We start from the raw sequence: 24227 nt of genomic DNA, 5'->3' as shown, positions 1-24227 counted from the left end.
TAGGAGAACCACGCCATGAACGCTCCCGAGAAATTCGCCCTGAACAACCCCGATGCCGCCGACCCGCGCCATGACCCGACCCGCGTGATCCGCGCCCCGCGCGGCAGCGAGCTCAACTGCAAGAGCTGGCTCACCGAAGCCCCGTTCCGCATGCTGCAGAACAACCTCGACGCCGAGGTGGCCGAGCGCCCGCAGGATCTCGTGGTGTACGGCGGCATCGGCCGCGCCGCGCGCAACTGGGCCTGCTACGACCAGATCCTCGCGTCGCTGAAAGAGCTGAACGACGACGAGACGCTGCTCATCCAGTCGGGCAAGCCCGTCGGCGTGTTCAAGACGCACGAGAACGCACCGCGCGTGCTGCTGGCCAACTCGAACCTCGTGCCCAAGTGGGCCAACTGGGAGCACTTCAACGAGCTCGACCGCCAAGGCCTTTTCATGTACGGCCAGATGACGGCCGGCAGCTGGATCTACATCGGCAGCCAGGGCATCGTGCAGGGCACCTTCGAAACCTTCGTTGAAGCCGGTCGCCAGCACTACAACAACAGCCTCGCGGGCAAGTGGATCCTTACGGCCGGCCTCGGCGGCATGGGCGGCGCGCAGCCTCTCGCGGCCACGCTGGCGGGCGCGGTGTCGCTCAACATCGAGTGCCAGCAGTCGAGCATCGACTTCCGCCTGCGCACGCGCTACGTCGACAAGCAGGCGCGCGACATCGACCACGCCTTCGAGCTCATCAAGCAGCATTGCGACGCGAAGGAAGCCGTGTCGATCGCGCTGCTCGGCAATGCGGCTGACATCCTGCCCGAGCTGGTCAAGCGTGCGAAGGCCGGCGGCCTGAAGCCCGACCTCGTGACCGACCAGACCTCCGCGCACGACCTCATCAACGGCTACCTGCCTTCGGGCTGGAGCGTGCCTCAATGGCAGGCTGCGATGAAGGACGCCTCGCAGCACGATGCGCTGAAGAAGGCCGCCGCCAGGTCGTGCGCCGTGCACGTGCAGGCCATGCTCGACTTCCAGGCCATGGGCATCCCAACGGTCGACTACGGCAACAACATCCGCCAGGTGGCCTTCGACGAAGGCGTGAAGAACGCCTTCGACTTCCCGGGCTTCGTGCCGGCCTACATCCGCCCGCTGTTCTGCGAGGGCAAGGGCCCGTTCCGCTGGGTGGCGCTCTCGGGTGACCCGGAAGACATCTACAAGACCGACGCCAAGATCAAGGAGCTGTTCCCCGAGAACAAGCACACGCATCGCTGGCTCGACATGGCGCGCGAGCGCATCGCCTTCCAGGGCCTGCCGGCGCGCATCTGCTGGCTGGGCCTGGGCGAGCGCCACATCGCGGGCCTGGCCTTCAACGAGATGGTGAAGAACGGCGAGCTGAAGGCGCCCATCGTCATCGGCCGCGACCACCTCGACACCGGCTCGGTCGCCAGCCCCAACCGCGAGACCGAAGCCATGAAGGACGGCACCGATGCCGTGTCCGATTGGCCGCTGCTCAACGCGCTGCTCAACACCGCCGGTGGCGCCACCTGGGTCAGCCTGCATCACGGCGGCGGCGTGGGCATGGGTTACTCGCAGCATTCGGGCGTGGTGATCGTGTGCGACGGCACCGATGCCGCGGCCAAGCGCATCGAGCGCGTGCTCTTCAACGACCCGGCCACCGGCGTGATGCGCCATGCCGACGCGGGCTACGACATTGCCGTCGCCACCGCGAAGAAGCAGGGCCTGAAGCTGCCGATGGTGAAGTGATGGCGGGCGCGGTCCTTCCCGACGCCCGGGAACTGCAGCGCCGCGTTCAGGCGCGCGTAGACGACGCGCTGGTCGCGCAGTTCCAGCGCGACGGTGCGGTCTGCATCCGACAGCTGCTCACGCCGGGCGAACTGGCGCTGCTGCAGGGCGGCATCGAAGCCAACCTCGCCGCGCCCAGCCCGCGCGCCAAGGTGGCGAGCCGGCCCGACGACCCGGGCCGCTTCTTCGAGGACTTCTGCAACTGGCAGGACATCGACGCCTTCCGCCGCTTCATCTTCGAGGCGCCACTCGCGCAACTGGCGCAGCGCCTCATGGGTTCGCAGACCGTGCGGCTGTACCACGACCACCTGCTCGTGAAGGAGCCCGGCACGCGTCAGCGCACGCCGTGGCACCAGGACCAGCCCTACTACAACATCGAGGGCGAGCAGAACGTCAGCATGTGGATTCCGGTCGATCCGGTGTCGCGCGCTGCCACGCTCGAGTTCGTGGCCGGCTCCCACAAGGGGCCGTGGCTGATGCCGCGCACCTTCATGGACAACCACGCCAAGTGGTTCCCCGAAGGCAGCCTGCAAGACCTGCCCGACATCGAGGGCGATCGCGAGCGCTTTCCCATCGTCGGCTGGAACATCGAGCCCGGCGATTTCGTCTGCTTCCACATGCTCACGCTGCACGCGGCCGCCGGGGTCGAGGGGCGGAACCGGCGCCGCGTGTTCTCGGTGCGCTTCCTGGGCGACGACATCCGCCATGCGCCGCGCAGCTGGAAGACCTCGCCCGACTTCCCCGGGCTGGCCGACACGCTGCCGGCGGGCGCGCCCATGGACGACGCGCGCTTTCCGCTGCTGGTGGGCTGAAGAGGCCGCCCCGGGTTAAGACGAAGGTAGAAAGAAAAAACGCGCTCATTCCCATCGAATGGGAATCAAGACTTGGAAGTGAGAACGGCGAGCAAGATACTGCACGCCGGATCCACTTTCGACCTCCAGCGATTGCCTCCGATGACGCCCCCGATTGAAGCTCCCGCCCACAACGACCGCGCGCTGTTCGTGCTGTCGGTGCTGGCGCAAAGCAAGGCGGCAATGACGGCGGCCGAGCTGGTGCAGGCCACCGGCCTGTCGCAGAGCACGCTGTACCGGCAGATCGCCACGCTGCGCCGCTGGGGCTTCGTGATGGAGTCCGAGGGCCGCTACTCGCCGGGGCCGGTGAGCGTGCAGCTGGCCACCGGCTTCGACGGCAACTCCGATCTCGTGATGGCGGCGCGCGCCGACATGCGCGTGCTGGCCCAGCAGACGCACGAGAGCGTGGCGCTGGTCACGGCCGTGAACGAGCGCGTCGTGTGCCTGGAGATGATCGACAGCGAGCAGTCGCTGCGCTGCTCCTTCGATCGCGGCCGCAGCGTGCCGGCGCGCGACGGCGCCAGCGCCAAGTGCCTGCTGGCCCACATGCCGCTCGACCAGCGCGATGCCCTGCTCGACGGGCTGGCCGAAAGCCCTGAACGCCGTGCCGAGCGTGCCGCCGAACTCGATGCCATCCGCGAAGCCGGCCATGCCGTGACCCACGGCGAGGTCGATGCCGGCGTGTGGGGCGCGAGCGCGCCGGTGCTCGCCTCGGGGCGGCGCCTGCGCGGCGCGATCACGCTCATGGCGCCGCTCACGCGCGTCGAGGGCATGGAAGCTGCATTGCTCCACATGACCGTCGTCACGGCGGCCCGCATCTCTCGCGCCCTGCAGTAGTCGCGCGCTGCTCTTTCTTTTTCATTCCCACGGAAGCCTTTCACCATGAACACCCGTCGCACCCTTGTCGCCGCCGCACTCTCCGGTCTCGCTCTCTTCGGTTTCGCTGGCGCCGCGCAAGCGCAGGGCGAGCCGCTGCGCGTGGCTACCGATGCCACCTTCCCGCCGATGGAATTCGTGGAGAACGGCAAGCGCACCGGCTTCGACGTGGAGCTGGTCGAGGCCATCGGCAAGACGCTGGGCCGCAAGATCGAGTGGATCGACATCGACTTCAAGGGCCTCGTGCCGGGCCTGATCTCCAAGCGCTTCGACATGGCCGTCTCGGGCATCTACATCACCGACGAGCGCAAGAAGGTCGTCGACTTCACCGTGCCGTACTACGCGGGCGGCCTCGTCGTGATGGTGAAGGACGGCAACACCGCCATCAAGACGCCGGCCGACATCAACGGCAAGAAGGTCAGCGTGCAGGTGGGCACCAAGTCGGTGTCGTACACCAAGGAGAAATTCCCGCAGGTGCAGCTGATGGAAGTCGAGAAGAACCAGGAGATGTTCAACCTCGTCGACATCGGCCGCGCCGACGCCGCCGTGACCGGCAAGCCCGCCGCCTACCAGTACGTGCGCACGCGCGGCGGCCTGAAGGTGCTGCCCGAGCAGATCACCACCGAGGAATACGGCATGGCCATCCGCAAGGACACGCCCGAGCTCACCAAGGCTGTGAACGGCGCCATCGAGAAGCTGAAAGCGGACGGCACCTACGACCAGATCGTGAAGAAGTGGTTCAGCGCCAACGCCAAGTAAGCGGGCCATGGATTTCGATTTCTCGCCCGTCTGGGAGGGCCGGCCCGACCTGCTGCGCGGCGCGCTCGTCACGGTGGAGATCACCTCCTGCGCGCTGGCGCTGGGCTGCGTGCTGGGCCTGCTGGTCGGCATCGGCCGGCTGAACCCGAAGCGGCGCTGGCTCTACGGCGTGTGCACCGCGTATGTGGCGGCCATTCGCGGCACGCCGCTGCTGGTGCAGCTGTTCATTCTGTTCTTCGGGCTGCCGCACTTCGGCATTCTTCTGCCGGCCTTCTTGTGCGGCGTGCTGGGGCTCGGCGTGTACTCGGGCGCATACGTGTCGGAGATCGTGCGCGGCGCGATCCAGTCGATCGACAAGGGCCAGACGATGGCGGCGCAGTCGCTGGGTATGACGCCCGGCGTGGCGATGCGCCAGATCGTGCTGCCGCAGGCGGTGGTGCGCATGATTCCGCCGCTGGGCAACGAGTTCATCGCGCTCATCAAGAACTCGGCGCTGGTGTCGCTGCTGACTATCCACGACGTGATGCATGAAGGGCAGAAGATCATCAGCGTGTCTTACCGCTCGCTGGAGGTGTACCTGGCCATCGCGGTCGTGTACTTCGTGCTGACCGGCACCATGACGCTGGTGCTGCGGCACTTCGAGCAGCGGCTGCGCCAGGGCGGGTTGATGCGATGAGCGTTGTGCTTCGTTTCTCGCGCGCCGCGCTGCCTGCTATGCCGTGGAAGAACGGCGGCGGTACCACGCAGGAAATCGCCAGCTGGCCGCAGGGCGCGGGGCTCGACAGCTTCGGCTGGCGCGTGAGCATCGCGACCATCGCAGCGGCGGGGCCGTTCTCGGTGTTCGCGGGCGTCGACCGCAGCATCACGCTGCTGGAAGGCGACGGGGTTCGCCTGTTCACGCACGACGGGCGTATCGACCATCGGCTCGACGTGCCGCACCGGCCCTTTGCCTTCAGCGGCGATGAGGCCGTCGACTGCACGCTGCTCGGCGGTGCGTCGAACGACTTCAACGTGATGACGCGGCGTGGACAGTGGCGCGCCGAGGTGCTGGTGCTCGATGGCGTTTCAGCCATCGACGCCGCGCCGCATGGCGTGTTGCTGGCGTTGCGCGGCGCGTGGCGGTTGAACGACGAAGCGTTCCGCGAAGGCGAGGGCCTGCAGTGGGCTGACGCAGCGCAGGCCTGGCAGGCGGTGCCCGAGGGCACCGATGCACGGTTGCTCGCTGTGCGCATCAGGCCGGCGTAACCTGCAACAGCAAAGACAGGAAAGACGATGAAACCCGCCAACGAATTCCCTTCGGCCGACGGCCTCTGGACCGGTCTGCGCCTCGCTACCGATGCCGGGGCGGAAGCTGCCATCGTGGTGGAGCAGGGCGCGATCCGCTGGGTCGGCGCGCGCAGCGCACTGCCGGCAGGGTTCGCGAGCCTTGCGCCGCACGACGGCGGCGGCGCGCTCGTCACACCGGGCCTGGTCGATTGCCACACGCACCTGATCTACGGCGGCCAGCGCGCCAACGAATTCGCGATGCGGCTCGCGGGCGCCACGTACGAAGAAGTGGCGAAGGCCGGTGGCGGCATCGTCTCATCGGTGCGCGCCACGCGCGAGGCTGACGAAGACACGCTCTTCGCGCAGGCCGCGTCGCGGCTCGAACAGTTGCTGGCCGATGGTGTGTGCGCCATCGAGATCAAGTCGGGCTACGGCCTCTCGCTGGAACACGAGCGCAAGCAGCTGCGCGTGGCGCGGCGCCTGGGCGAAGCCTATGGCGTGACGGTGCGCACCACCTTCCTCGGCGCGCACGCGCTGCCGCCCGAATACGCGGGCCAGGTCAATGGAAGTGGCGACTACATCGATCTCGTCTGCAACCAGATGCTCCCCGCGCTGGCGGCCGAAGGGCTGGTCGATGCGGTCGACGTGTTCTGCGAACGCATCGCCTTCTCGCTCGAAGAAACCGAGCAGGTCTTCAAGGCCGCGCAGGCGCTGGGCCTGCCGGTGAAGCTGCATGCCGAGCAGCTGTCGGACATGGGCGGTGCGGCGCTGGCCGCGCGATATGGGGCGCTCTCGTGCGACCACATCGAACACCTGTCGGCCGAAGGCATCGAGGCGATGCGCCAGTCGGGCACCGTGGCCGTGCTGCTGCCCGGCGCCTACTACACGCTGCGCGACACGCACCTGCCGCCTATCGCCGCGCTGCGCGCAGCGGGCGTGCCGATGGCCGTGTCCACAGATCACAACCCCGGCACCTCGCCGGCACTGAGCCTGCTGCTGATGGTGAACATGGCCTGCACGCTGTTTCGTCTCACCGTGCCTGAAGCGCTTGATGGCGTCACTGTGCACGCCGCGCGGGCGCTGGGCCTGCAGGATACACACGGCGCCATCGCGCCCGGCATGCCCGCCAACTTCGTGCTGTGGAACGTGCGCGAAGCGGCCGAACTCGCCTACTGGTTTGGCCAGCAGCCCGTGCGCGCGGTGGTGCGGCAGGGCCGCATCGCCATCGGAGCCAAGGAATGACACAAACGCTTTTCGCAGCCGACGCGCTGCTGCCCGAAGGCTGGGCCAAGAACGTCCTGCTGACGTGGAACGATGCGGGCCAGCTCACGCAGGTGCAAGCCGGTGCACAACGGACTGCCGACACGCAAGCCGCCAGCGGCCCCGTGATCCCCGGCATGCCCAACCTGCATTCGCACGCCTTCCAGCGCGCCTTCGCGGGCCTTACCGAACATCGCGCCGAGCAGCAGGACAGCTTCTGGAGCTGGCGCACGCTGATGTACCGCTTTGCCGCGCGCCTCGGCCCGCAGCACATGGAAGCCATCGCCACCTGGCTCTATGCCGAGATGCTCGAAGCGGGCTACACCAGCGTGTGCGAGTTCCAGTACGTGCATCACGACGTGGATGGCCGCCCGTATGCCGACGACGCGACGCTGAGCCTTGCCCTGCTGCGCGCCGCGAAGAATGCCGGCATCGGCTTCACGCTGCTGCCGGTGCTCTATCAGACCGGCGGCTTCGGCGACCTGCCGCCCACCGACGGGCAGCGCCGCTTCATCCGCTCGACCGATTCGATGCTGCGTTTGCTCGAAGCGCTCAAGCCGGTTTGCGAAGCGCAGGGCGCACGCCTCGGCCTGGCACCGCATTCGCTGCGCGCCGTGCCGCCCGAAGGCCTGCGCGATGCGATCGCGGGGCTCGAAGCCATCGACCGCACCGCGCCCATCCACATCCACATCGCCGAGCAGACGAAGGAAGTGGACGACTGCGTGGCCTGGAGCGGCCTGCGCCCGGTCGAGTGGCTGCTCGACCACGCTTCGGTCGATGCGCGCTGGTGCCTCGTGCACGCCACGCACATGAACGACGCCGAGTACGAGTACGCGGCCCAGAGCGGCGCGGTCGCGGGCCTGTGCCCGACGACCGAGGCCAACCTCGGCGACGGCATCTTCGACTTCGCCAAATGGCGCAGCCACGGCGGGGCATGGGGCGTGGGCTCGGACAGCCACGCCAGCGTGAACGCGGCCGAAGAGCTTTTGATGCTCGAGTACAGCCAGCGCCTGGCCAAGCGCCAGCGCAACGTCGGCGCCAGCGCGGCGCAGCCGCATGTCGCGACCGCGCTCACGCTCGAAGCGGTGCAGGGCGGTGCGCAGGCCGCGGGCCGCGCCGTCGGCGGGCTTGCCACGGGGCAGCAGGCCGACTTTGCCGTGCTCGATGCATCGCACCTCGCGCTGCAGGGCCTGCTTGCGCCCGATATGCTCTCGGCCCACGTCTTCGCGAGCCATCGCACCTCGGCCATCGACACCGTCTGGGTGGCGGGCCGTCCGCGCGTTTCGGCCGGCCGCCATGCGCTGCACGACGAAGCCGCGGCCGCCTTCGTGGCCGCGCGCACCCAACTACTCAAGGATTGACCCCACCATGGCCTTCACCACCGCCGAACCGCCATTCCGCTTCCGCCAGGGCACGCGCCCGCTGCTCATTTCGATGCCGCATGTCGGCACGCATGTGCCGCCCGCACTGGCTGCCCGCTTCACGGAAGAAGCGCGCCATGTGCCCGACACCGACTGGCACCTCGAACGCCTGTATGACTTTGCCGATGAGCTCGGCGCGTCGGTGCTCGTGGCCACGCATTCGCGCTACGTGATCGACCTGAACCGTCCGCCGGATGGCGCGAGCCTGTATCCCGGCCAGAGCGTCACCGGCCTGTGCCCGGTCGACACCTTCGACGACACGCCGGTGTATGCCAACCCCGGCGATCTGCCGGGCGATGCGGAAACCGCCGAGCGCCGCGATGCCATCTGGCAGCCCTATCACGCGAAGCTGGCCGAAGAGCTCGCGCGCATCCGCGCGCAGCACGGCGTGGCCGCGCTGTGGGACGCGCACTCCATCCGCTCGGTGCTGCCGCGCTTCTTCGAAGGCAAGCTGCCCGACCTGAACCTGGGCACCGGCAAGGGCATCAGCTGCGACCCGGCGCTGGCGCAGACGCTGCTGGGCATCGCCGAAAGCGCCACCGGCTACACCGGTGTGCTCAACGGCCGCTTCACCGGCGGCTACATCACGCGCAACTACGGCAGCCCCGCGCAGAACGTGCACGCGGTGCAACTGGAGATGACGCAGAGCAGCTACATGCAGGAGAAGCTGCCGTTCGACTACCTGCCCGAGGTGGCGGCCGGCGTGCAGCCGCATGTGCGGCGGATGATCGAGGCGGTGCTGGCGTTCGCCGAATCGCGCGCGGCGCGCTGAGCGACCGCAGGCTCAACTGCTTTCCAGGCTCGCGAAGGTCCTGGAGAAATCGCCGAGCGCCAGGTCCTTCATGTGGATGCTGAAGCTCAGCGTGCCCGCGTCCCAGAAGTAGAAGCCGGGCCGGTTGTCCGACTCGAGCATCAGCAGGTTGACCCATTCGCCGGGCAGGCCGCCGCGCTCGGCTGATGCCTGCTCCTCGGGCGATTCGTGCTGCGTGAACACATGCGCATTGACGAGATGGCAGTCCTCGCTCTTGCCCGAGAGCTCGTCCCGAAGCGCCCAGTAGGCCTTCTGCAGCTTGTCGTTGTCGCGGATGTCCAGCAGCACCGCGTCGGGGCCCGTCAGGCGGTCGCCTGCGTTGTAGAGGCTCGGCACCGACACGGTGGCGCTGGCGACGGCCTTGAAGCCGGGGAACACGTCGTCGATGTCGAACGTGGGGTCGTCCGGGTAGCGGTAGGTCTGCAGCGACGAGGCGGGAGCGGTCGAGTGAATCACCCAGTGCTTCTGCAGCTCTTCCTGGTCTTCGCCAAAAAAGTAGAGCATGCCGTCGCGCGGCAGCCAGGGCTGCAGCCCGGCCACGTCGCTCAGCCGCAGTTGCGCATAGAAGCGCCAGTGCGTGCCGTCTTCCGCACGGGGAAATTCGATGTCCGGCGGAAGGTCGGGTGCGCCGCCGAAGCGCGTGTTGCCCTTCTGCGCATAGTCTTCCGGCTCGGTGGTGCGGTAGCGCACGGTGTTGCGGGCCAGGCGCAGCAGCGCGGGCAGATAGCGCTTGAGCTTGTGCCGGGCGCAGGCGGCTTCCAGGATTGCCGCGTGTTCTGCGCTGTCGCGCGCCAGGAAGCTTTCGGGCGCCACCGCCAGATCGATGTCCGGGCGATAGCGGATGTCGAGATACAGCGCCTTGAGCTTGTTCTCGAGCGTGACCTTCCCGATGTTCTTCAGCGACGCCGGCAGCGACACGAAGGGATTCTTCTCGACGTTCAGCAGAGTCAGCGCCGGCAGGTGGCCGACGCATTCGGGCAGCGTGGAGAGCGCATTGCCGGGCAGCACCAGCCGTTGCAGCCGCGAAAGGCGGTCGATGCTGTCGGGCAGGTCGCGCAGCTTGCCGTACTGCAGGAACAGCGCTTCCAGCTGCTCGAGCGCACCGAAGTTCTCGGGCAGGTGCTCGATGGCCGAGCCGCGTACGAACAGCTCCTTCAACGACGCGAGCGAACAGAATTCGTCCGGCAAGGCTGTGAAGGGCGCGTGTGCCGGCGACGTGAACTGCAACGACAGGAATTCGAGGTTCTTGAAGCGCAGGATCTCGGGCGGGAAGGCCTCGATCTTCGGCGCGTCGTCTTGCCACGGCTGCTTGATCAGCAGCCGCCGCACCCGTTCGGGAGGCACCTCGGCCGCTTCCGCGAGGCTGGTGTACATGTGCGGCTGCAATATCACTTCACCCGGCGCGAAAGCCTTGCGGATGTGGACGGGAACGCTTTTGCCGTCGCTGTAACGCGAGCGCATCGCGCCGTGCAGTTCGACCGACGATGGCCTCAGCGTCACCGTGCCGTGGAAGTTGTCGAGCGCGAAGCCGCGCTCGTACAGGTGAAAGTCGAAGGTGGCCGGCTGGTGTTGCGGCATCTGCACTGTGCGCAGCGCCTCGCCGGTCTTGTCGTGGAAGAAGAACGTGCTGCCGGTGCCGAATTGCGGCGCGATCGTGCCCTCCGAGGGGTTGTCCACGTCGTCGGGCTGGAAGGCGGGTGCATGCAGCGCCGCATCGAATGCGACCGGGGCCGTGTGCAACTGGAACTGCATGCCGCCGTCGACGAAGCTGGCCGAGGATTGCGCGGTGAACGCGAAGTGCGCGTCGCCGACCTGAAAGATGTCTTCTTGCATGGAGATGAAAGCGTCGATGCCTGCGTCCAACCTTGCCAGAGCGGCAAGACATGGACAAGGCCCAAGTCCCGGGGCAGAGCGGGGCGATGGGCTGGTTTCTACAATCGGGGGTTATGAAGCCCCTCGTCTACACCCGCGGCCAGGCCCTGGCCGGCATCCTCGCCAAGCGCATCGCCATCCTCGACGGCGCCATGGGCACGATGATCCAGCGCTTCAAGCTCACCGAGGAGCAGTACCGCGGCGAGCGCTTCAAGGACTTCGAACGCGACATCAAGGGCAACAACGAGCTGCTGTCGCTCACGCGGCCCGACGTGATCCGCGACATCCACGAGAGCTACCTCGCGGCCGGTGCCGACCTGATCGAGACCAACACCTTCGGCGCGACCACCATCGCGCAGGAGGACTACAAGATGGCTCACCTCGCGCGCGAGATGAATCTCGAATCAGCCAAGCTGGCGCGCGCGGCCTGCGACAAGTTCAGCACGCCCGACAAGCCGCGCTTCGTGGCCGGCGCCCTTGGCCCGACGCCCAAGACGGCCAGCATCAGCCCCGACGTGAACGACCCGGGCGCGCGCAACGTCAACTTCGAGGAACTACGTGCGGCCTATTACGAGCAGACCGAAGCGCTGGTCGAGGGCGGTTCCGACGTGATCCTGGTCGAGACCATCTTCGACACGCTCAACGCCAAGGCCGCGCTGTTCGCGGTCGACGAGTACTTCGACAACAGCGGGCAGCGCCTGCCGCTGATCATCAGCGGCACGGTGACCGACGCCTCGGGCCGCATCCTCAGCGGCCAGACCGTCACTGCCTTCTGGCACAGCGTGCGCCATGCGCAGCCGCTGGCCATCGGCCTGAACTGCGCGCTGGGCGCGGCGCTGATGCGCCCGTACATCCAGGAGCTGGCGCGCGTGGCCGGCGACACCTTCATCAGCTGCTACCCGAACGCGGGCCTGCCCAATCCGATGAGCGACACGGGCTTCGACGAGACGCCGGACGTGACCTCGCGGCTGCTGCACGAGTTCGCGGCCGAGGGGCTGGTGAACATCGTGGGCGGCTGCTGCGGCACTACGCCGGACCACATTGCGGCCATCGGCAAGGCGGTGGCGCCGGTGGCAGGCCGCGTGCTCGGCAGCAACAACGCTGGCTTCTACAAAGAAGCTGCGTAAGCACTACTCCGGTCGCGCCCGTGGCCGATTGACAGGCTCTTGGCCCCCGGCCTACGCTGGGGCGCAAGGAGCCTACCCATGAACACACTCGTTCCGCGCTGGATCGGCATCGGCGCCCTGGCACTGCTGCTTCCGCTCGCGGCCGCGGCGCAGCAGGCCTTCACGCGCGGCGCGGTCAACATGCGCGCCGGCCCCTCGGGCGACTATCCGCTGGTGGCGCGGCTCGGGCCGGGCCAGCCGCTCGACGTGGTCGGCTGCACCAGCGGCTATGGCTGGTGCGACGTGGTGCTGCCCGACGGTGGGCGCGGCTGGGTGTGGTCGCGCAACCTCGACTACGCCTACCAGGAGCAGCGCGTGCCGCTGGCCACCTACGGCGCGGTGATCGGCGTGCCGATCATCGGCTTCGCGATCGGCAGCTACTGGGCCGACTACTACCGGGACCGGCCGTGGTACGGCGACCGACGCTGGTGGGGTGGCCGGCCGCCTCCGCCACCCATGGCGGGATGGCGTCCACCGCCGCCGGTGAGGCCGGGTTGGCAGCCGCACCCGTGGCGGCCGGGGCCGGGTTTCCGGCCGCCGGGCCCTGGCTTTCGCCCACCACCCGGGCCCGGATTCCGCCCGCCGCACGATCCAGGCATCAGGCCGCCACGGCCGCAGCCGGCCTTCCGTCCCGGGCCGCCGCCCGGGCTGCCACATCCGCATCCCGGAGGCCGGCCGAGGCCCGGTGGGGGCGGCGACCGTCCGCATGGCGGTGGCGGACACGGCGGCGGACATGGTGGCGGCCACCGGCCCTGAAAGCGCGTGCGTCAGCCCTCGGCGACGTGCACCACGCGCTTGCCGAAGTTGCGCCCCTGCAGCAGGCCGATGAGCGCGGCCGGGGCGTTCTCCAGTCCATCGACCCGGTCCTCGCGCAGCGTGACGCGGCCGGCACCGACCCATTCGCCCATCTCGCGCCGGAAGGTGTCGAAGCGCTCGCCGTAGTGGTCGAGGATGACGAAGCCCTGCATGCGAATGCGCTTCTGCAGCAGCGCCGCCATCAGCAGCGGCAGCCGGTTCGGGCCTGACGACAGCGTCTCGTTGTTGTAGTCGGCGATGTGCCCGCACACCGGCACGCGCGCGCCGATGTTGAGCAGCGGCAGCACCGCGTCGAACACCGCCCCGCCGACGTTCTCGAAGTAGACGTCGATGCCCTTGGGGCAGGCGGTCGCGAGGCGCGATGCGAACTCCGGGTCGTGGCGGTCGAGGCACGCGTCGAAGCCGAGTGTTTCGACGGCGTAGCGGCACTTGTCCGCGCCGCCCGCGATGCCGACCACACGCGCGCCCTTGAGCCGGGCGATCTGACCGACCACCGAGCCGACCGCGCCGGTCGCTGCGGCCACCACCACGGTGTCGCCCGGCTTCGGCTGGCCGATGTCGAGCAGGCCGACGTAGGCGGTGAAGGCAGGCATGCCGAGCCCGCCCAGCGCCAGCGACGGCTGTGCCATCTCGCCGAGCGGGAGCAGGTCCTGGCCGTCGGACAGCGCGTAGTCCTGCCAGCCGGCGTTGCCGAGCACGAGATCGCCGGGGCGGAACTGCGGGTGCTTGGAGTCGACGACGCGGTTGACCGTGCCGCCCGGCATCGGCTCGCCCAGCGGCACCGAGGCCGCGTAGACCGGCGCGACCTCGTCCATCAGCTGGCGCATGTACGGATCGAGCGAGAGATGCAGCGTGCGCAGCAGCACCTGTCCTTCGCCTGGCATGGGGATGGCGGTTTCTTCGAGGCGGAAGTCGCCCGGTGTCGGCAGGCCGCGCGGGCGTGCGGCGAGGACGATGCGGCGGTTGAGGGTGTCGCTTTGAGGCATGGGCAGTGGGCTCCTTTGGTGGTTAATAGACCAGTCGTCTAGTGGGCGGGCAAAAAAAGCGGGAGCGCTCGTCTCCCGCTTTTCGCTTCAGTTGTCCGTAGACAGGCCCAGCAGCTGCCGGGTGTCGCACATCGCCGCATCCAGCGATGCGCGGTCGCGGGTGATCTTGGCCAGCAGGCTGGCGCCGAGCCAGCGCTGGTAGAGCGCGACGGCGATTCCCTGCGCGTCCTGTTCCTTTGCTTGCGGCGCGGCCTGCAGCGACCCGTCGGCCCGGCCAGCCTCGATGCAGCGCGCAAGCCGATCAGTGATGCCGCGGGTGCCGCGCGCCAGCGCCGCGCGCATGCTCTCGGACAGGTCGCAGACCTCCGCGCCTAGCTTGACCACGAGGCAGCGGCTCTGCGCATCGTCGCCGGTCTGCGATTCGAGCCAGTCGTCGAAATAGCCGATCAGCCGCTTGGCGGCCGTGCCCGGCGCCTCGGTCAGCAGGGCGTCGGTGCGCCCCAGGTATTCGGTGAAATAGGCTTCGAGCACGGCCTCGCCGAAGGCCTCCTTGGAGCCGAAGTAGTGATAGAACGACCCCTTCGGCACCTTCGCCGCCGCCAACACCTCGGCCAGGCCGACCCCGGTGAAGCCCCTTTGCAGGAGCAGCGGATGAGCCACGTCGAGGATGTGCTGCCGGACGTCGGGAGTGGGAGCGATCGCGTTCATGGTCCGCACTCTAGCGGCTATTAGACCAGTCGTCTAGTCGCTTTGATCGCCGCCTGTCTTGGGGCTGCATTCACCGGCGGCAACCCGGTCCTTGGCTATCAACCTCACGAAGCGCTGGGCTCCCAGGCCGAGTGGGCGCTCACGTGACCACACTACATCCACCCACAGGTCCAGCCCGTTGCTGAGGTTCTCGAACGGAATCTCGATCAGCGCGCCCGCTGCCACATGCGGCTTCGCGAAGTTGCGTTGCAGCCAGCCCCAGCCCAGCCCGGCGGTGATCAGGCTCAGCGCGGCCAGCGCGTTGTCGGTGCGCCAGACATGGCGCGCGAACACGAAGCGCGGGTCGCTGGTGGTCAGGTCGCGCCCGGCCACGACGATCTGCCGGGTGTTCGTCAGGTGGTCCTCGCGCAGCCGGCCGCCGTTGGCCGCGAGCACGGGGTGGTCCGGCGCGATGACCGCCACCATCAGGTCGCTGCCGACTTCCTGGAAGCCTTCCCGCCCGTCGAGGCTCGGGCGCTCGAACACCAGCGCCAGCTGCGCCCGCCCGCTGTGCAGCAGCGCCAGCGCGTCGGCCTGCGGGGCCGCCAGCACCTCGACCTGCAGCAGCGGATGCTCCCGTGCCAGCTCGGCCAGCGGACCGCTCCAGCGCGCGGCCAGCAGCTCGGGCGCAATGGCCAGCGTGAGCCGGTCTTCCAGCCCCTGGTTCAGCGCCAGCGCCTGCACCTGCAGCTGCCTGAGTTGGGCCGCCAGCAGCCGCGCCTGCGGCTCCAGCGAGCGCGCGGCGGCGGTGGGCTGGGGCTCGCGGCCGCTGCGGTCGAACAGCGGCAGGTCGAGCTCGGCCTCGAGGTTGGCGATGGCCATGCTCACGGCAGACGGCACCCTGTGCAGCGCCCGGGCGGCGGCCGAGAACGAGCCGTGGTCGATCACGGCCAGGAAGACTTCGACGTTGTCGCTGGAAAAAGCCATGGCGTCCGATCTATCAATAAAACTGAAACAAGTTAACTTTTTATATCAGTGGATGACACATAAAGTCCAGTCATCGCAGTCACGAAACCAAGAGAAGAGTCATGCAAGGCATTCAACGTCGCATCGTCTACATCAGCCTTTATGAGGGCATCGCCATCGTCGCCGCCAGCGCCGGGCTGGCATTGATGACGGACGCCGGCCTCGGCCATTCGGGCGTGCTGGCGGTGGCCGCCTCGGTCATCGCGGTGATCTGGAACCTGGTCTTCAACTCGCTGTTCGAGCGCTGGGAATCGCGCCAGGTCGTGCGCGGACGCAGCCTGCGCCGCCGCATCGCCCACGCCATCGGCTTCGAGGGCGGGCTGGTTGCCTTCCTGGTGCCGATGTTCGCCTGGGGCCTGGGCGTGTCGCTCTGGCAGGCGCTGGTGATGGACCTGGGGCTGGTGATCTTCTTCCTGGTCTACACCTTCGTCTTCAACTGGGCCTTCGACCGGGTGTTCGGCCTGCCGGCTTCTGCGGCGGCGAACAGCGCGGTGGTCACGGCGTAGAGGGCCCCTTCTTCTTGTCGTTGGCGGCGCGGACTTCCAGCGCGGCCTGAAGCCGCAGCGCTTCCTGCGGCGTGAAGAGCTGGGCCTGCAGCTGTGCTCGCGTGGCCTCGTCGGCAGCGGCATAGCGCGAGAGGCGGCTTTGCCAGTCCTGCTCCTGCTGGTCGAGCGTGGCCAGCCGCTGCGCCGCTTCGTAGCCGTATTGCTGGGAGCGCTCCGCGAAACGTTCCTGGGGGCTCGCGCCGCGCGCATCCAGTGCCGCGGTCTGCTCGGCGACGCCGAGTTGCGCCGTGGTGGCAGCTCGGTCGGCGAGCTGCTCGGGCGTGAGCCAGTTCTTTTCGGTCTGCGCCAGCGCCTCGCGCTTCTGTTCGGGCGTCAGGTCCTTGTTGCGCTCGATCTCCAGCTTCTCGACGCTGAAGCGGTCGAATTTCTCTTCGGCGCCGAACAAGCCCTCGACCTCTTCGGGTGCGAAGTAGCGTGCCCTGATGCCCGCGCGCGCATCGAGGATCCTGCGCAGCCCGGCAGGGTCGCCGATGCTGGCTGCCGGCAGCGCCTCGAGCGCGTTGCGGTAGTCGATGTAGCGTTCCAGCAGGCCCAGCCCGCGCACGCGCCATTCCGGCGGCAGGTACTTGTCGACCTTCGCGCGCATCTCGGCCATCAGGCCTTCCTTGTCCCTGGCCTGGCTGTCGTTCAGCATCTGCTCGAAGATGCGCAGCAGGTCGGGCGTCAGCAGCGGGTCGGGGGCATGGCCGTTGTTGCGCAGCGCGATGGCGGATGCTTCCGCCGCCGCGGGGTTGGCGACCGGCGGCACCGAAGAAGCGGCGACCGCAGGCGCTTCAGGCTCGCTGAGCTGCCACCACGCCACGCCTGCGGCTACCACCACCGCGACCGCTGCCAGCGGGCGCAGGAGCTTCGGGGACATCGTCTCCTCAGAGGCCGAGCTGCTTCAGCTTCGCCGCTTGGTTGACGTACAGCGTCACCGGGCTCACCGAGAACAGGTCGCGCAGCCCGAGCAGCTGGTTGACCTCGTCCAGGTGGTTCTGCCGGTAGCTGCCGAGGTAGGTGCCCAGGTGCGAGCTGCAGGCCGAAGCGAGGCCGTCGTTGGGCTCGCCGTGCACCACGCTCGTCAGCGACAGCGCGTAGTCGGATGCGTCGAACGCATTGGTCAGCGGCTGGGTGCCCGACCACGAGAAGTACCGCACGCCGTTGACCAGCTCGGTGCCGTTGCCGCAGGCCGTGGTGGGCACGCCGTCGGGGAACTTGGCGTTGAACTTGGCCGAGCCGGCGGTGTTGAGCGAATCCAGCGCGCCGAGCCCGTTCTGGGGCGTGTTGTTGCCCGAGAGAATGCCGATGAGGCTGGAGAACGCGTTGACCACGCTCACCACCACGGTCCGGCTGATGCTGCCGTCCGGCAGTGTGTTGCCGAGCACGTCTGCCACCTTGCTGCCCTTGTGGGGGCTGCCCACCGTCGTGACCGAGGCCACCAACTCCGGCGCCACGCCCGAGACATAGCGCGCCGTGGGGCCGCCGTGCGAATGGCCGATCAGGTTGACCTTGCTCGCGCCGGTGAGCGCCAGCACATCCTTGACCTGCTTGAGCAGCTGTTCGCCGCGCACTTCGCTGCTGTTGGTGGCCGCCACTTCGGCGACGAAGACCTTGGCGCCCTGGGCGCGAAGCTCGCCGGGAATGCCGTACCAGTAGTCGATGCCCGCGACGGTGTCGAAGCCCAGCATGCCGTGCACCAGCACGATCGGGTAGGCCGTCTGTGCGGTCTTGCTGCTGGCTGCCTGCGCGGTCTGCGCCAGGGGCGCGAGGGCCAGCACGCCGCACATCAGGAGGGCGCCGGCAGATCGCCGCGCCGTGCCGCTTTTCCTGCCTGTCGAAGCCAGAATCGTCTTCAGTCGAATCATCGGAACTCCCTGTATTGCGTTAGGTCGGTTTAGGGGGATGCACGCAAAAAAGAACGAGCGTGCTCTTTTCATTCTGCGAAATCAGGGATTCGCTATCGATTCGGACTTACCCTTTCATGATTCAGACTTACTCTTTGCTCGCTATCGGCATAGGGGACGGCGATAGACTCCCCCAACCCGCGCACGAATAACCGCTTTTGCCCACGAGTCAAACCATGTCTTCCCCAATGCCCCCTCCCATGAAGCTGTCCGGCCTCGAACCGGTTGCCATCGGCCAGGGCACGCTGTTCGTCAACATCGGCGAGCGCACCAACGTCACGGGCTCCAAGGCTTTCGCGCGGATGATCCTGAACGGGCAGTTCGAAGAAGCCTTGGCCGTGGCGCGCCAGCAGGTCGAGAACGGCGCGCAGGTGATCGACATCAACATGGACGAGGCCATGCTCGACAGCAAGGCCGCGATGGTCCGTTTTCTCAACCTCATCGCCAGCGAGCCCGACATCGCGCGCGTGCCGGTGATGGTCGACAGCTCGAAGTGGGAAGTCATCGAGGCAGGCCTGCGCTGCATCCAGGGCAAGGGCATCGTCAACTCCATCTCCATGAAGGAGGGCGTCGACAAGTTCAAGCACGAGGCCAAGCTGGTGAAGCGCTACGGTGCCGCCGCAGTGGTGATGGCCTTCGACGAGAAGGGCCAGGCCGACACCTACGCACGCAAGATCGAGATCTGCGAGCGCGCCTACCGCATCCTGGTCGACGAGGTGGGCTTCCCGCCCGAGGACATCATCTTCGACCCGAACATCTTCGCCATTGCCACCGGCATCGAGGAGCACGACAACTACGCGGTCGACTTCATCAACGCCGTGCGCTGGATCAAGCAGAACCTGCCGGGCGCCAAGGTGTCGGGCGGCGTGTCGAACGTGAGCTTCAGCTTCCGCGGCAACGACCCGGTGCGCGAAGCGATCCACACCGTGTTCCTGTACCACGCGATCAAGGCGGGCATGGACATGGGCATCGTCAACGCCGGCATGGTCGGCGTGTACGACGACCTCGAACCCGAGCTGCGCGAGCGCGTCGAAGACGTGGTGCTCAACCGCCGCGCCGACGCCGGCGAGCGCCTCGTCGAAGTGGCCGAAACCGCCAAGAGCGGCGCCAAGGACGACAGCAAGAAACTCGAGTGGCGCGGCACGCCCGAGAACCCGGTGCACGTCAACCAGCGCCTGTCGCATGCGATGGTGCACGGCATCACCGACTTCATCGTCGAAGACACCGAAGAGGCCTACCAGCAGATCCTTGCCAAGGGCGGCCGCCCGCTGCACGTGATCGAAGGCCCGCTGATGGACGGCATGAACATCGTGGGCGACCTGTTCGGCCAGGGCAAGATGTTCCTGCCGCAGGTGGTGAAGTCGGCGCGCGTCATGAAGTCGGCCGTGGCCCACCTCATTCCCTACATCGAGGAAGAAAAGCGCCAGGACGAGGCCGCGGGCCGCGACGTGCGCACCAAGGGCAAGATCATCATCGCCACCGTGAAGGGCGACGTGCACGACATCGGCAAGAACATCGTCACCGTCGTGCTCCAGTGCAACAACTTCGAAGTGGTGAACATGGGCGTGATGGTCCCGTGCCACGAGATCCTGGCCAAGGCGAAGGTCGAGGGCGCGGACATCGTGGGCCTGTCTGGCCTCATCACGCCGAGCCTGGAAGAAATGCAGTACGTGGCCGGCGAGATGCAGAAGGACGACCACTTCCGCATCAAGAAGATTCCGCTGCTGATCGGTGGCGCCACCACCAGCCGCGTGCACACGGCCGTGAAGATCGCGCCGCACTACGAAGGCCCCGTGGTCTACGTGCCCGACGCCTCGCGCAGCGTGAGCGTGGCGCAGAGCCTGCTCTCCGACCAGGCCACTGCGTACATCGACGAGATCAACGCCGACTACGTCAAGGTGCGTCAGCAGCACGCCAACAAGAAGCAGGTGCCGATGTGGCCGCTGGCCAAGGCGCGCGCCAACAAGACGCCGATTGACTTCGCGAACTACCTGCCGCCCGTGCCCAAGTTCATCGGCCGGCGCGTGTTCAAGAACTTCGACCTGACCGATCTGGCCAAGTACATCGACTGGGGCCCGTTCTTCCAGACCTGGGACCTGGCCGGCCCGTTCCCTGCCATCCTGAAGGACGAGATCGTCGGCACCGAGGCCGTGCGCGTGTACGCCGATGGCCAACGCATGCTCAAGCGCCTCATCGAAGGCCGCTGGCTCAGCGCGAGCGGCATCGTCGGCTTCTGGCCTGCCAACACGGTGAACGACGACGACATCGAGCTGTACACCGACGAGTCGCGCAGCGAGGTCGCGCTCACCTGGTACGGCATGCGCCAGCAGACCGAGAAGCAGATGATCGACGGCGTGATGCGCCCCAGCCGCTGCCTGTCCGACTTCGTCGCGCCCAAGGACAGCGGCGTGAAAGACTATGTCGGCATGTTCGCCGTGACCGCCGGCCTGGGTGTCGAGAAAAAAGAGAAGTACTTCATCGACGACCTCGACGACTACTCGGCCATCATGCTCAAGGCCCTGGCCGACCGGCTGGCAGAGGCCTTCGCCGAGTCGCTGCACCACCGCGTGCGCACCGACCTCTGGGGCTACGCGAGCGACGAAAGCCTGAGCAACGACGACATGATCGCGGAGAAGTACCGCGGCATCCGCCCCGCGCCCGGCTACCCGGCCTGCCCCGACCACAGCGTGAAGCGCCCGATGTTCGACCTTCTGGCTTGCGCGGACATTGGCATGACCCTGACGGAAAGCCTCGCTATGATGCCCGCCGCCAGCGTGAGCGGTTTCTACCTGAGCCACCCCGATGCGACGTACTTCAACGTCGGCAAGATCGGACACGATCAGTTGCAGGACCAAGCCGCGCGGCGCAAGGAGAGCGAGTCCGATCTCGAGCGTCTGCTGGCGCCCAATCTTTGAACCTGCCGGCCGGCGCGGCCGCCCGGCGCCGGGAGTTGTTATTCAGAAGCTGATGTTTGCAGCCGCGCACTACGCGGCACTGGCGATTTTCGTGTTCAGCTGCTGGGGTTACGGCCGCGCATTGCTGGGCCGCATGGCCCCGCCGCCGCGCCGCGACGCTGGGCTCGAAGCCGCCATGGCCGTGGCGCTGGGCGTCGGCCTCTTCATCTGCGCGTTCCAGGCGCTGGCCATCTTCGGGGCCTTCAAGATGGGCGCGACCGTGGCGCTGGTCGTGGCGGGCTTCGTTGCGGCGGCGATCCAGCTACCGTCGTGGCTGCGCGAACGGCGTGCCCTGCGCGCGAACGAACCCGCCGCGCCGTGGACCTACTTCGAGCGCGTTGCCATGATCGCGCTGGCCCTGGTCGCGTTGCCCGCGCTGGTGGCGCCGCTCGCCCCGCCGATCGCCTTCGACGAGCTGATGTACCACCTGCCGTATGCGCGCCAGGTCGCGCAGCAGGGCTCGCTGGGCATCCATGACTGGCTGCGCTACCCCTGGTTCCCGTACAACTACAACCTGCTCTACGCCGCTGCACTGCAGGTTGGCGACGACGTGCTGCCGCACTTCCTCAATGCGCTGGCGGGTGCGCTGTCGGTGGTGATGATCTTCCGCCTCGGCATCCTGCACGCCAACCGGCTCACCGCCTGCATCGGCGCGGCCATCTGGCTGGGGCTCGGCGACTATTCGAACGCGCTGATCGACATGGGCGTGGCGCTGTTCGTGCTGTCGGCCTGCGTGGCGCTGTGGTGGTGGCGCGAGTCGGAGCCCGGAAAGCCCGTGCACGGCGGCATGCGCTGGCTCGGCGTGGCCGCTTTCTGCCTTGGCGTGGCCGCGGGCTCGAAGTACCAGGCGCTGATCTTCCTGCCGCTGGTGGCGCTGTTCGTCATTCGCCACGAGCGCCGGCCCCAGGCATGGGCGCTGGTGTTCGTCTGCTTCCTGATCCCGTGCGTGTACTGGTACGCGCGCAACGCCGTCATGACGGGCGACCCGTTCAACCCGATCGGTGCGCGCGTGTTCGGCTTCACCGAATGGACGCCGGCCGACTACGTGCAGCAGGTGGCGGACGTGCGCGTGCATGCCGAGCTGCCCAATGCGCTGATCTGGTCCGTGTTCTTCGCGCCGTTCAGCGTGCTGTGGAAGCGCTCCGCGGCCGTGCGCGCCGCAGGCTGGTTCTGCCTTTACTCGGTGGTGGTCTGGGTCGTGACCTCGCGCTATCCGCGCTACCTGACGGCCTCGTTCCCGCTGCTGGCCGCCATCGCGGCCATCGGCTGGCAGGTGCTGTTCGGCTGGGCCGCATCGGGCCTGCGCCGCATGTTCGGTGCGAAAGAGAAGACGCAGGATGCCGGCGCCGTGGCGACGGGCTCGATGAGCCGCGACACCGCGCGTTCCGGCGCCCGCGCGGGTGACTGGGTGCTCGTGCTGCTGCTGGCCGTGCTGGCCGCCGTGTCGGTGCGCCAGACCGCGGTGAAGATGTCGATGGTCTCGATCACCCCGGAGGCCCGCGATGCCGTGCTGCGCAAGCATGTGCCGGGCTATGCCGTCATGGACTACCTGCGCCGCACTGCCACCGGCCGCGTCTACCAGGTCGCGCTGAACGAAGCGATCTACTACGGGCCCAACCCCATCTGGGGCGACACGCTCGGGCCGTGGCGCTACACCGACTTCGGGCGCCTGTCGGGCGGCGATCTCGCGCGCAAGCTCGGCGGCCTGGGTTTTGTGGCGGTCGTCCTGCCGGACAGTGTGGTGCCCGTATTCAGCGCGCGCGTCGACTTCGACAAGTACTTCGCCGTCGAATACGAGAAGGACGGCAGCCGGGTCTACCGTATCCTTCCCGCCGCACCATGACCGACGCCAATTTCCCCACCACCCACGGCAGCAGCGGCCTGCGCATTGCCGCGGTGATCCCCTGCTACAACGAGGCGCTCGCCATCGCCCAGGTGGTGGCGGGCTTTCGCGCTGCGCTGCCAGAGGCCGAGATCCACGTCTTCGACAACAACTCCAGCGACGACACGGCCGCCGTGGCGCGCGCGGCCGGTGCCATCGTCACGCACGTGACCCTGCGCGGCAAGGGCAACGTGGTGCGGCGCATGTTCGCCGACGTCGATGCCGACGTGTACGTGATGGTCGACGGCGACGCCACCTACGACACCGGCGCCGCGCGCCGGCTCATCGACCGGCTGGTGAGCGACAACCTCGACATGGTGGTCGGCAGCCGCGTGGACGACGGCCAGGACGCGCACACCTACCGCACTGGCCACCGCCTGGGCAACCGCATGCTCACGGGTGCCGTGGCGCAGCTGTTCGGTGGCGGCCTCAGCGACATGCTCTCGGGCTACCGCGTGTTTTCGCGGCGCTATGCCAAGTCGTTCCCGGCGCTGTCGCGGGGCTTCGAGACCGAAACCGAACTCACCGTGCACGCGCTCGAACTGCGCATGCCCTATGCCGAGGAAAGCACCGCCTACAGCACGCGCCCCGAAGGCTCGGTGAGCAAGCTCTCGACCTACCGCGACGGCTGGCGCATCCTCAAGACCATCTGCAAGCTGTTCGTGAGCGAGCGGCCGCTGCAGTTCTTCTCGATCATCGGGGGGCTGCTGGTGCTGATGTCGGTCGCGCTGGTCCTGCCGCTCGTCATGACCTACATGCACACCGGCCTGGTGCCTCGCCTCCCCACGGCGGTGCTGGCCACGGGCGCGATGCTGGCGGCGATGCTGTCCTTCGTGTGCGGCGTCGTCATGCAGGCCATCACGTTGGGACGGCGGGAGGCCAAGCGGCTGAGCTACCTCGCGATTCCGAGCGTGCGCGAGCAGGCGGCCCGCGGCACACGCAATTCACGATGAAGATCGGACGCGAGCTCCTCTCCTTCGCCCTCGTCGGCGTGATCGGGCTCGTGGTCGACGTGGTCGTGCTGTATCTGCTGGCGCCGCTGCTGGGTTGGTACGGTGCGCGGGTGGTGTCGTTTCTTGCAGCGGCGACCACCACCTGGGCCTTCAACCGCCGCTACACCTTCGCGCCCAGCGCATCGGCCGGCCGCTCTCTCTGGCGCGAGTACCTGGGCTACCTGGCGACCATGGCGGCCGGCGCGGTGCTGAACTACGGCGCCTATGTGCTGACGCTGCACTGGGTCGAAGGGCGCTGGGCCGCTGCCCTGGGCGTGGCGCTGGGCAGCCTTGCCGGCATGAGCGCCAACTTCCTTTCGGCGCGCTACCTGGTCTTTCGCTCGCACCGCGGCGGCTGAGGCCGCCAG

At 67.9% G+C, this 24227-nt stretch carries 22 protein-coding genes; 16 read left to right on the top strand and 6 right to left on the bottom strand.

All coding sequences use genetic code 11. The features are described from left to right. Window positions 1-15: 15 nt before the first annotated feature. From hutU to hutG, 9 genes are all read left to right on the top strand, one after another. Window positions 16-1743, top strand: a complete 1728-nt coding sequence (hutU, locus tag NWF24_RS31220) for a urocanate hydratase (RefSeq protein WP_258351905.1) — start codon at window positions 16-18, stop codon at window positions 1741-1743. After that, window positions 1743-2594 (top strand): phytanoyl-CoA dioxygenase family protein, encoded by an 852-nt coding sequence (locus NWF24_RS31215; RefSeq protein ID WP_258351904.1) that lies wholly within the window; start codon window positions 1743-1745, stop codon window positions 2592-2594. The genes hutU and NWF24_RS31215 overlap by 1 nt, the downstream gene beginning before the upstream one ends. A gap of 141 nt (window positions 2595-2735) precedes the next feature. Next, window positions 2736-3470, top strand: coding sequence for an IclR family transcriptional regulator (locus NWF24_RS31210; RefSeq protein WP_097197449.1), 735 nt, complete (start codon window positions 2736-2738; stop codon window positions 3468-3470). A 45-nt stretch (window positions 3471-3515) separates the two neighbouring features. After that, window positions 3516-4268, top strand: a complete 753-nt coding sequence (locus NWF24_RS31205) for a transporter substrate-binding domain-containing protein (protein WP_258351903.1) — start codon at window positions 3516-3518, stop codon at window positions 4266-4268. A 7-nt stretch (window positions 4269-4275) separates the two neighbouring features. Next, window positions 4276-4944, top strand: coding sequence for an amino acid ABC transporter permease (locus tag NWF24_RS31200; protein ID WP_258351902.1), 669 nt, complete (start codon window positions 4276-4278; stop codon window positions 4942-4944). Further along, window positions 4941-5513: a HutD/Ves family protein gene (locus tag NWF24_RS31195; RefSeq protein WP_258351901.1), complete on the top strand. Its 573-nt coding sequence runs from the start codon at window positions 4941-4943 to the stop codon at window positions 5511-5513. The genes NWF24_RS31200 and NWF24_RS31195 overlap by 4 nt, the downstream gene beginning before the upstream one ends. A gap of 27 nt (window positions 5514-5540) precedes the next feature. Continuing rightward, a complete protein-coding gene (gene hutI / locus NWF24_RS31190; RefSeq protein ID WP_258351900.1) occupies window positions 5541-6776 on the top strand; it encodes an imidazolonepropionase in 1236 nt (411 codons plus the stop codon). Next, window positions 6773-8155 carry a formimidoylglutamate deiminase gene (locus NWF24_RS31185; protein ID WP_258351899.1) on the top strand — a complete coding sequence of 461 codons (1383 nt, stop codon included), beginning with the start codon at window positions 6773-6775 and terminating at the stop codon, window positions 8153-8155. Before hutI ends, NWF24_RS31185 begins: the two co-directional genes overlap by 4 nt. Window positions 8156-8162: 7 nt before the next feature. Continuing rightward, window positions 8163-8987: an N-formylglutamate deformylase gene (gene hutG / locus NWF24_RS31180; RefSeq protein WP_258351898.1), complete on the top strand. Its 825-nt coding sequence runs from the start codon at window positions 8163-8165 to the stop codon at window positions 8985-8987. A 12-nt stretch (window positions 8988-8999) separates the two neighbouring features. Here the strand turns inward: hutG and NWF24_RS31175 are convergent, their stop codons facing one another. After that, the gene (locus NWF24_RS31175) at window positions 9000-10859 is read right to left on the bottom strand and encodes a DUF1963 domain-containing protein (protein ID WP_258351897.1); all 1860 of its coding nucleotides are present in this window, start codon (window positions 10857-10859) and stop codon (window positions 9000-9002) included. A 113-nt stretch (window positions 10860-10972) separates the two neighbouring features. Between NWF24_RS31175 and NWF24_RS31170 the strand changes: the two genes are divergently transcribed. Further along, window positions 10973-12025: a homocysteine S-methyltransferase family protein gene (locus NWF24_RS31170; protein ID WP_258351896.1), complete on the top strand. Its 1053-nt coding sequence runs from the start codon at window positions 10973-10975 to the stop codon at window positions 12023-12025. A gap of 78 nt (window positions 12026-12103) precedes the next feature. Beyond that, window positions 12104-12820, top strand: coding sequence for an SH3 domain-containing protein (locus tag NWF24_RS31165; protein ID WP_258351895.1), 717 nt, complete (start codon window positions 12104-12106; stop codon window positions 12818-12820). Between the two features lie 11 nt (window positions 12821-12831). Here the strand turns inward: NWF24_RS31165 and NWF24_RS31160 are convergent, their stop codons facing one another. The 3 genes from NWF24_RS31160 to NWF24_RS31150 all read right to left on the bottom strand — a co-directional run bounded on the left by NWF24_RS31160 (window position 12832) and on the right by NWF24_RS31150 (window position 15540). Next, a complete protein-coding gene (locus tag NWF24_RS31160) occupies window positions 12832-13866 on the bottom strand; it encodes an NADP-dependent oxidoreductase (RefSeq protein ID WP_258351894.1) in 1035 nt (344 codons plus the stop codon). Window positions 13867-13953: 87 nt separating this feature from the next. After that, complete coding sequence (locus NWF24_RS31155; protein WP_258351893.1) at window positions 13954-14574, bottom strand: TetR/AcrR family transcriptional regulator; 621 nt, start codon at window positions 14572-14574, stop codon at window positions 13954-13956. Window positions 14575-14607: 33 nt separating this feature from the next. After that, window positions 14608-15540: a LysR family transcriptional regulator gene (locus NWF24_RS31150; RefSeq protein WP_258351892.1), complete on the bottom strand. Its 933-nt coding sequence runs from the start codon at window positions 15538-15540 to the stop codon at window positions 14608-14610. A gap of 101 nt (window positions 15541-15641) precedes the next feature. Between NWF24_RS31150 and NWF24_RS31145 the strand changes: the two genes are divergently transcribed. Next, window positions 15642-16085: a PACE efflux transporter gene (locus NWF24_RS31145; RefSeq protein ID WP_258351891.1), complete on the top strand. Its 444-nt coding sequence runs from the start codon at window positions 15642-15644 to the stop codon at window positions 16083-16085. On the opposite strand, the gene NWF24_RS31140 is transcribed toward NWF24_RS31145, so the two are convergent. After that, a complete protein-coding gene (locus tag NWF24_RS31140; protein ID WP_258351890.1) occupies window positions 16075-17004 on the bottom strand; it encodes a lipase secretion chaperone in 930 nt (309 codons plus the stop codon). The genes NWF24_RS31145 and NWF24_RS31140 overlap by 11 nt on opposite strands. A 7-nt stretch (window positions 17005-17011) precedes the next feature. Beyond that, a complete protein-coding gene (locus NWF24_RS31135; RefSeq protein WP_375338494.1) occupies window positions 17012-17983 on the bottom strand; it encodes an esterase/lipase family protein in 972 nt (323 codons plus the stop codon). Window positions 17984-18207: 224 nt separating this feature from the next. On the opposite strand from NWF24_RS31135, the gene metH reads away from it, so the two are divergent. From metH to NWF24_RS31115, 4 genes are read left to right on the top strand one after another with little or no spacing between them, the layout of a single operon-like run. Further along, window positions 18208-20946: a methionine synthase gene (metH, locus tag NWF24_RS31130; protein ID WP_258351889.1), complete on the top strand. Its 2739-nt coding sequence runs from the start codon at window positions 18208-18210 to the stop codon at window positions 20944-20946. Window positions 20947-20998: 52 nt separating this feature from the next. After that, window positions 20999-22828, top strand: coding sequence for an ArnT family glycosyltransferase (locus NWF24_RS31125; RefSeq protein ID WP_258351888.1), 1830 nt, complete (start codon window positions 20999-21001; stop codon window positions 22826-22828). Continuing rightward, entirely contained in the window at window positions 22825-23820 is a 996-nt protein-coding gene (locus tag NWF24_RS31120; protein WP_258351887.1) for a glycosyltransferase family 2 protein, read from the top strand. Before NWF24_RS31125 ends, NWF24_RS31120 begins: the two co-directional genes overlap by 4 nt. Then, window positions 23817-24218 carry a GtrA family protein gene (locus NWF24_RS31115; protein ID WP_258351886.1) on the top strand — a complete coding sequence of 134 codons (402 nt, stop codon included), beginning with the start codon at window positions 23817-23819 and terminating at the stop codon, window positions 24216-24218. The genes NWF24_RS31120 and NWF24_RS31115 overlap by 4 nt, the downstream gene beginning before the upstream one ends. Window positions 24219-24227 lie beyond the last annotated feature (9 nt).

This window comes from Variovorax paradoxus, from assembly GCF_024734665.1.
Classification (GTDB): domain Bacteria; phylum Pseudomonadota; class Gammaproteobacteria; order Burkholderiales; family Burkholderiaceae_C; genus Variovorax.
This window is presented reverse-complemented; position numbering and strand designations above follow the sequence as displayed.

Coding starts and splice junctions, on each gene's coding strand:
- hutG (WP_258351898.1), top strand. CDS start 8,163: ATGGCCTTCACCACCGCCGAACCGCCATTCCGCTTCCGCCAGGGCACG.
- NWF24_RS31140 (WP_258351890.1), bottom strand. CDS start 17,004: ATGTCCCCGAAGCTCCTGCGCCCGCTGGCAGCGGTCGCGGTGGTGGTA.
- NWF24_RS31160 (WP_258351894.1), bottom strand. CDS start 13,866: ATGCCTCAAAGCGACACCCTCAACCGCCGCATCGTCCTCGCCGCACGC.
- NWF24_RS31200 (WP_258351902.1), top strand. CDS start 4,276: ATGGATTTCGATTTCTCGCCCGTCTGGGAGGGCCGGCCCGACCTGCTG.
- NWF24_RS31155 (WP_258351893.1), bottom strand. CDS start 14,574: ATGAACGCGATCGCTCCCACTCCCGACGTCCGGCAGCACATCCTCGAC.
- hutI (WP_258351900.1), top strand. CDS start 5,541: ATGAAACCCGCCAACGAATTCCCTTCGGCCGACGGCCTCTGGACCGGT.
- NWF24_RS31150 (WP_258351892.1), bottom strand. CDS start 15,540: ATGGCTTTTTCCAGCGACAACGTCGAAGTCTTCCTGGCCGTGATCGAC.
- metH (WP_258351889.1), top strand. CDS start 18,208: ATGTCTTCCCCAATGCCCCCTCCCATGAAGCTGTCCGGCCTCGAACCG.
- NWF24_RS31170 (WP_258351896.1), top strand. CDS start 10,973: ATGAAGCCCCTCGTCTACACCCGCGGCCAGGCCCTGGCCGGCATCCTC.
- NWF24_RS31125 (WP_258351888.1), top strand. CDS start 20,999: ATGTTTGCAGCCGCGCACTACGCGGCACTGGCGATTTTCGTGTTCAGC.
- hutU (WP_258351905.1), top strand. CDS start 16: ATGAACGCTCCCGAGAAATTCGCCCTGAACAACCCCGATGCCGCCGAC.
- NWF24_RS31205 (WP_258351903.1), top strand. CDS start 3,516: ATGAACACCCGTCGCACCCTTGTCGCCGCCGCACTCTCCGGTCTCGCT.
- NWF24_RS31195 (WP_258351901.1), top strand. CDS start 4,941: ATGAGCGTTGTGCTTCGTTTCTCGCGCGCCGCGCTGCCTGCTATGCCG.
- NWF24_RS31165 (WP_258351895.1), top strand. CDS start 12,104: ATGAACACACTCGTTCCGCGCTGGATCGGCATCGGCGCCCTGGCACTG.
- NWF24_RS31115 (WP_258351886.1), top strand. CDS start 23,817: ATGAAGATCGGACGCGAGCTCCTCTCCTTCGCCCTCGTCGGCGTGATC.
- NWF24_RS31175 (WP_258351897.1), bottom strand. CDS start 10,859: ATGCAAGAAGACATCTTTCAGGTCGGCGACGCGCACTTCGCGTTCACC.
- NWF24_RS31145 (WP_258351891.1), top strand. CDS start 15,642: ATGCAAGGCATTCAACGTCGCATCGTCTACATCAGCCTTTATGAGGGC.
- NWF24_RS31215 (WP_258351904.1), top strand. CDS start 1,743: ATGGCGGGCGCGGTCCTTCCCGACGCCCGGGAACTGCAGCGCCGCGTT.
- NWF24_RS31185 (WP_258351899.1), top strand. CDS start 6,773: ATGACACAAACGCTTTTCGCAGCCGACGCGCTGCTGCCCGAAGGCTGG.
- NWF24_RS31120 (WP_258351887.1), top strand. CDS start 22,825: ATGACCGACGCCAATTTCCCCACCACCCACGGCAGCAGCGGCCTGCGC.
- NWF24_RS31210 (WP_097197449.1), top strand. CDS start 2,736: ATGACGCCCCCGATTGAAGCTCCCGCCCACAACGACCGCGCGCTGTTC.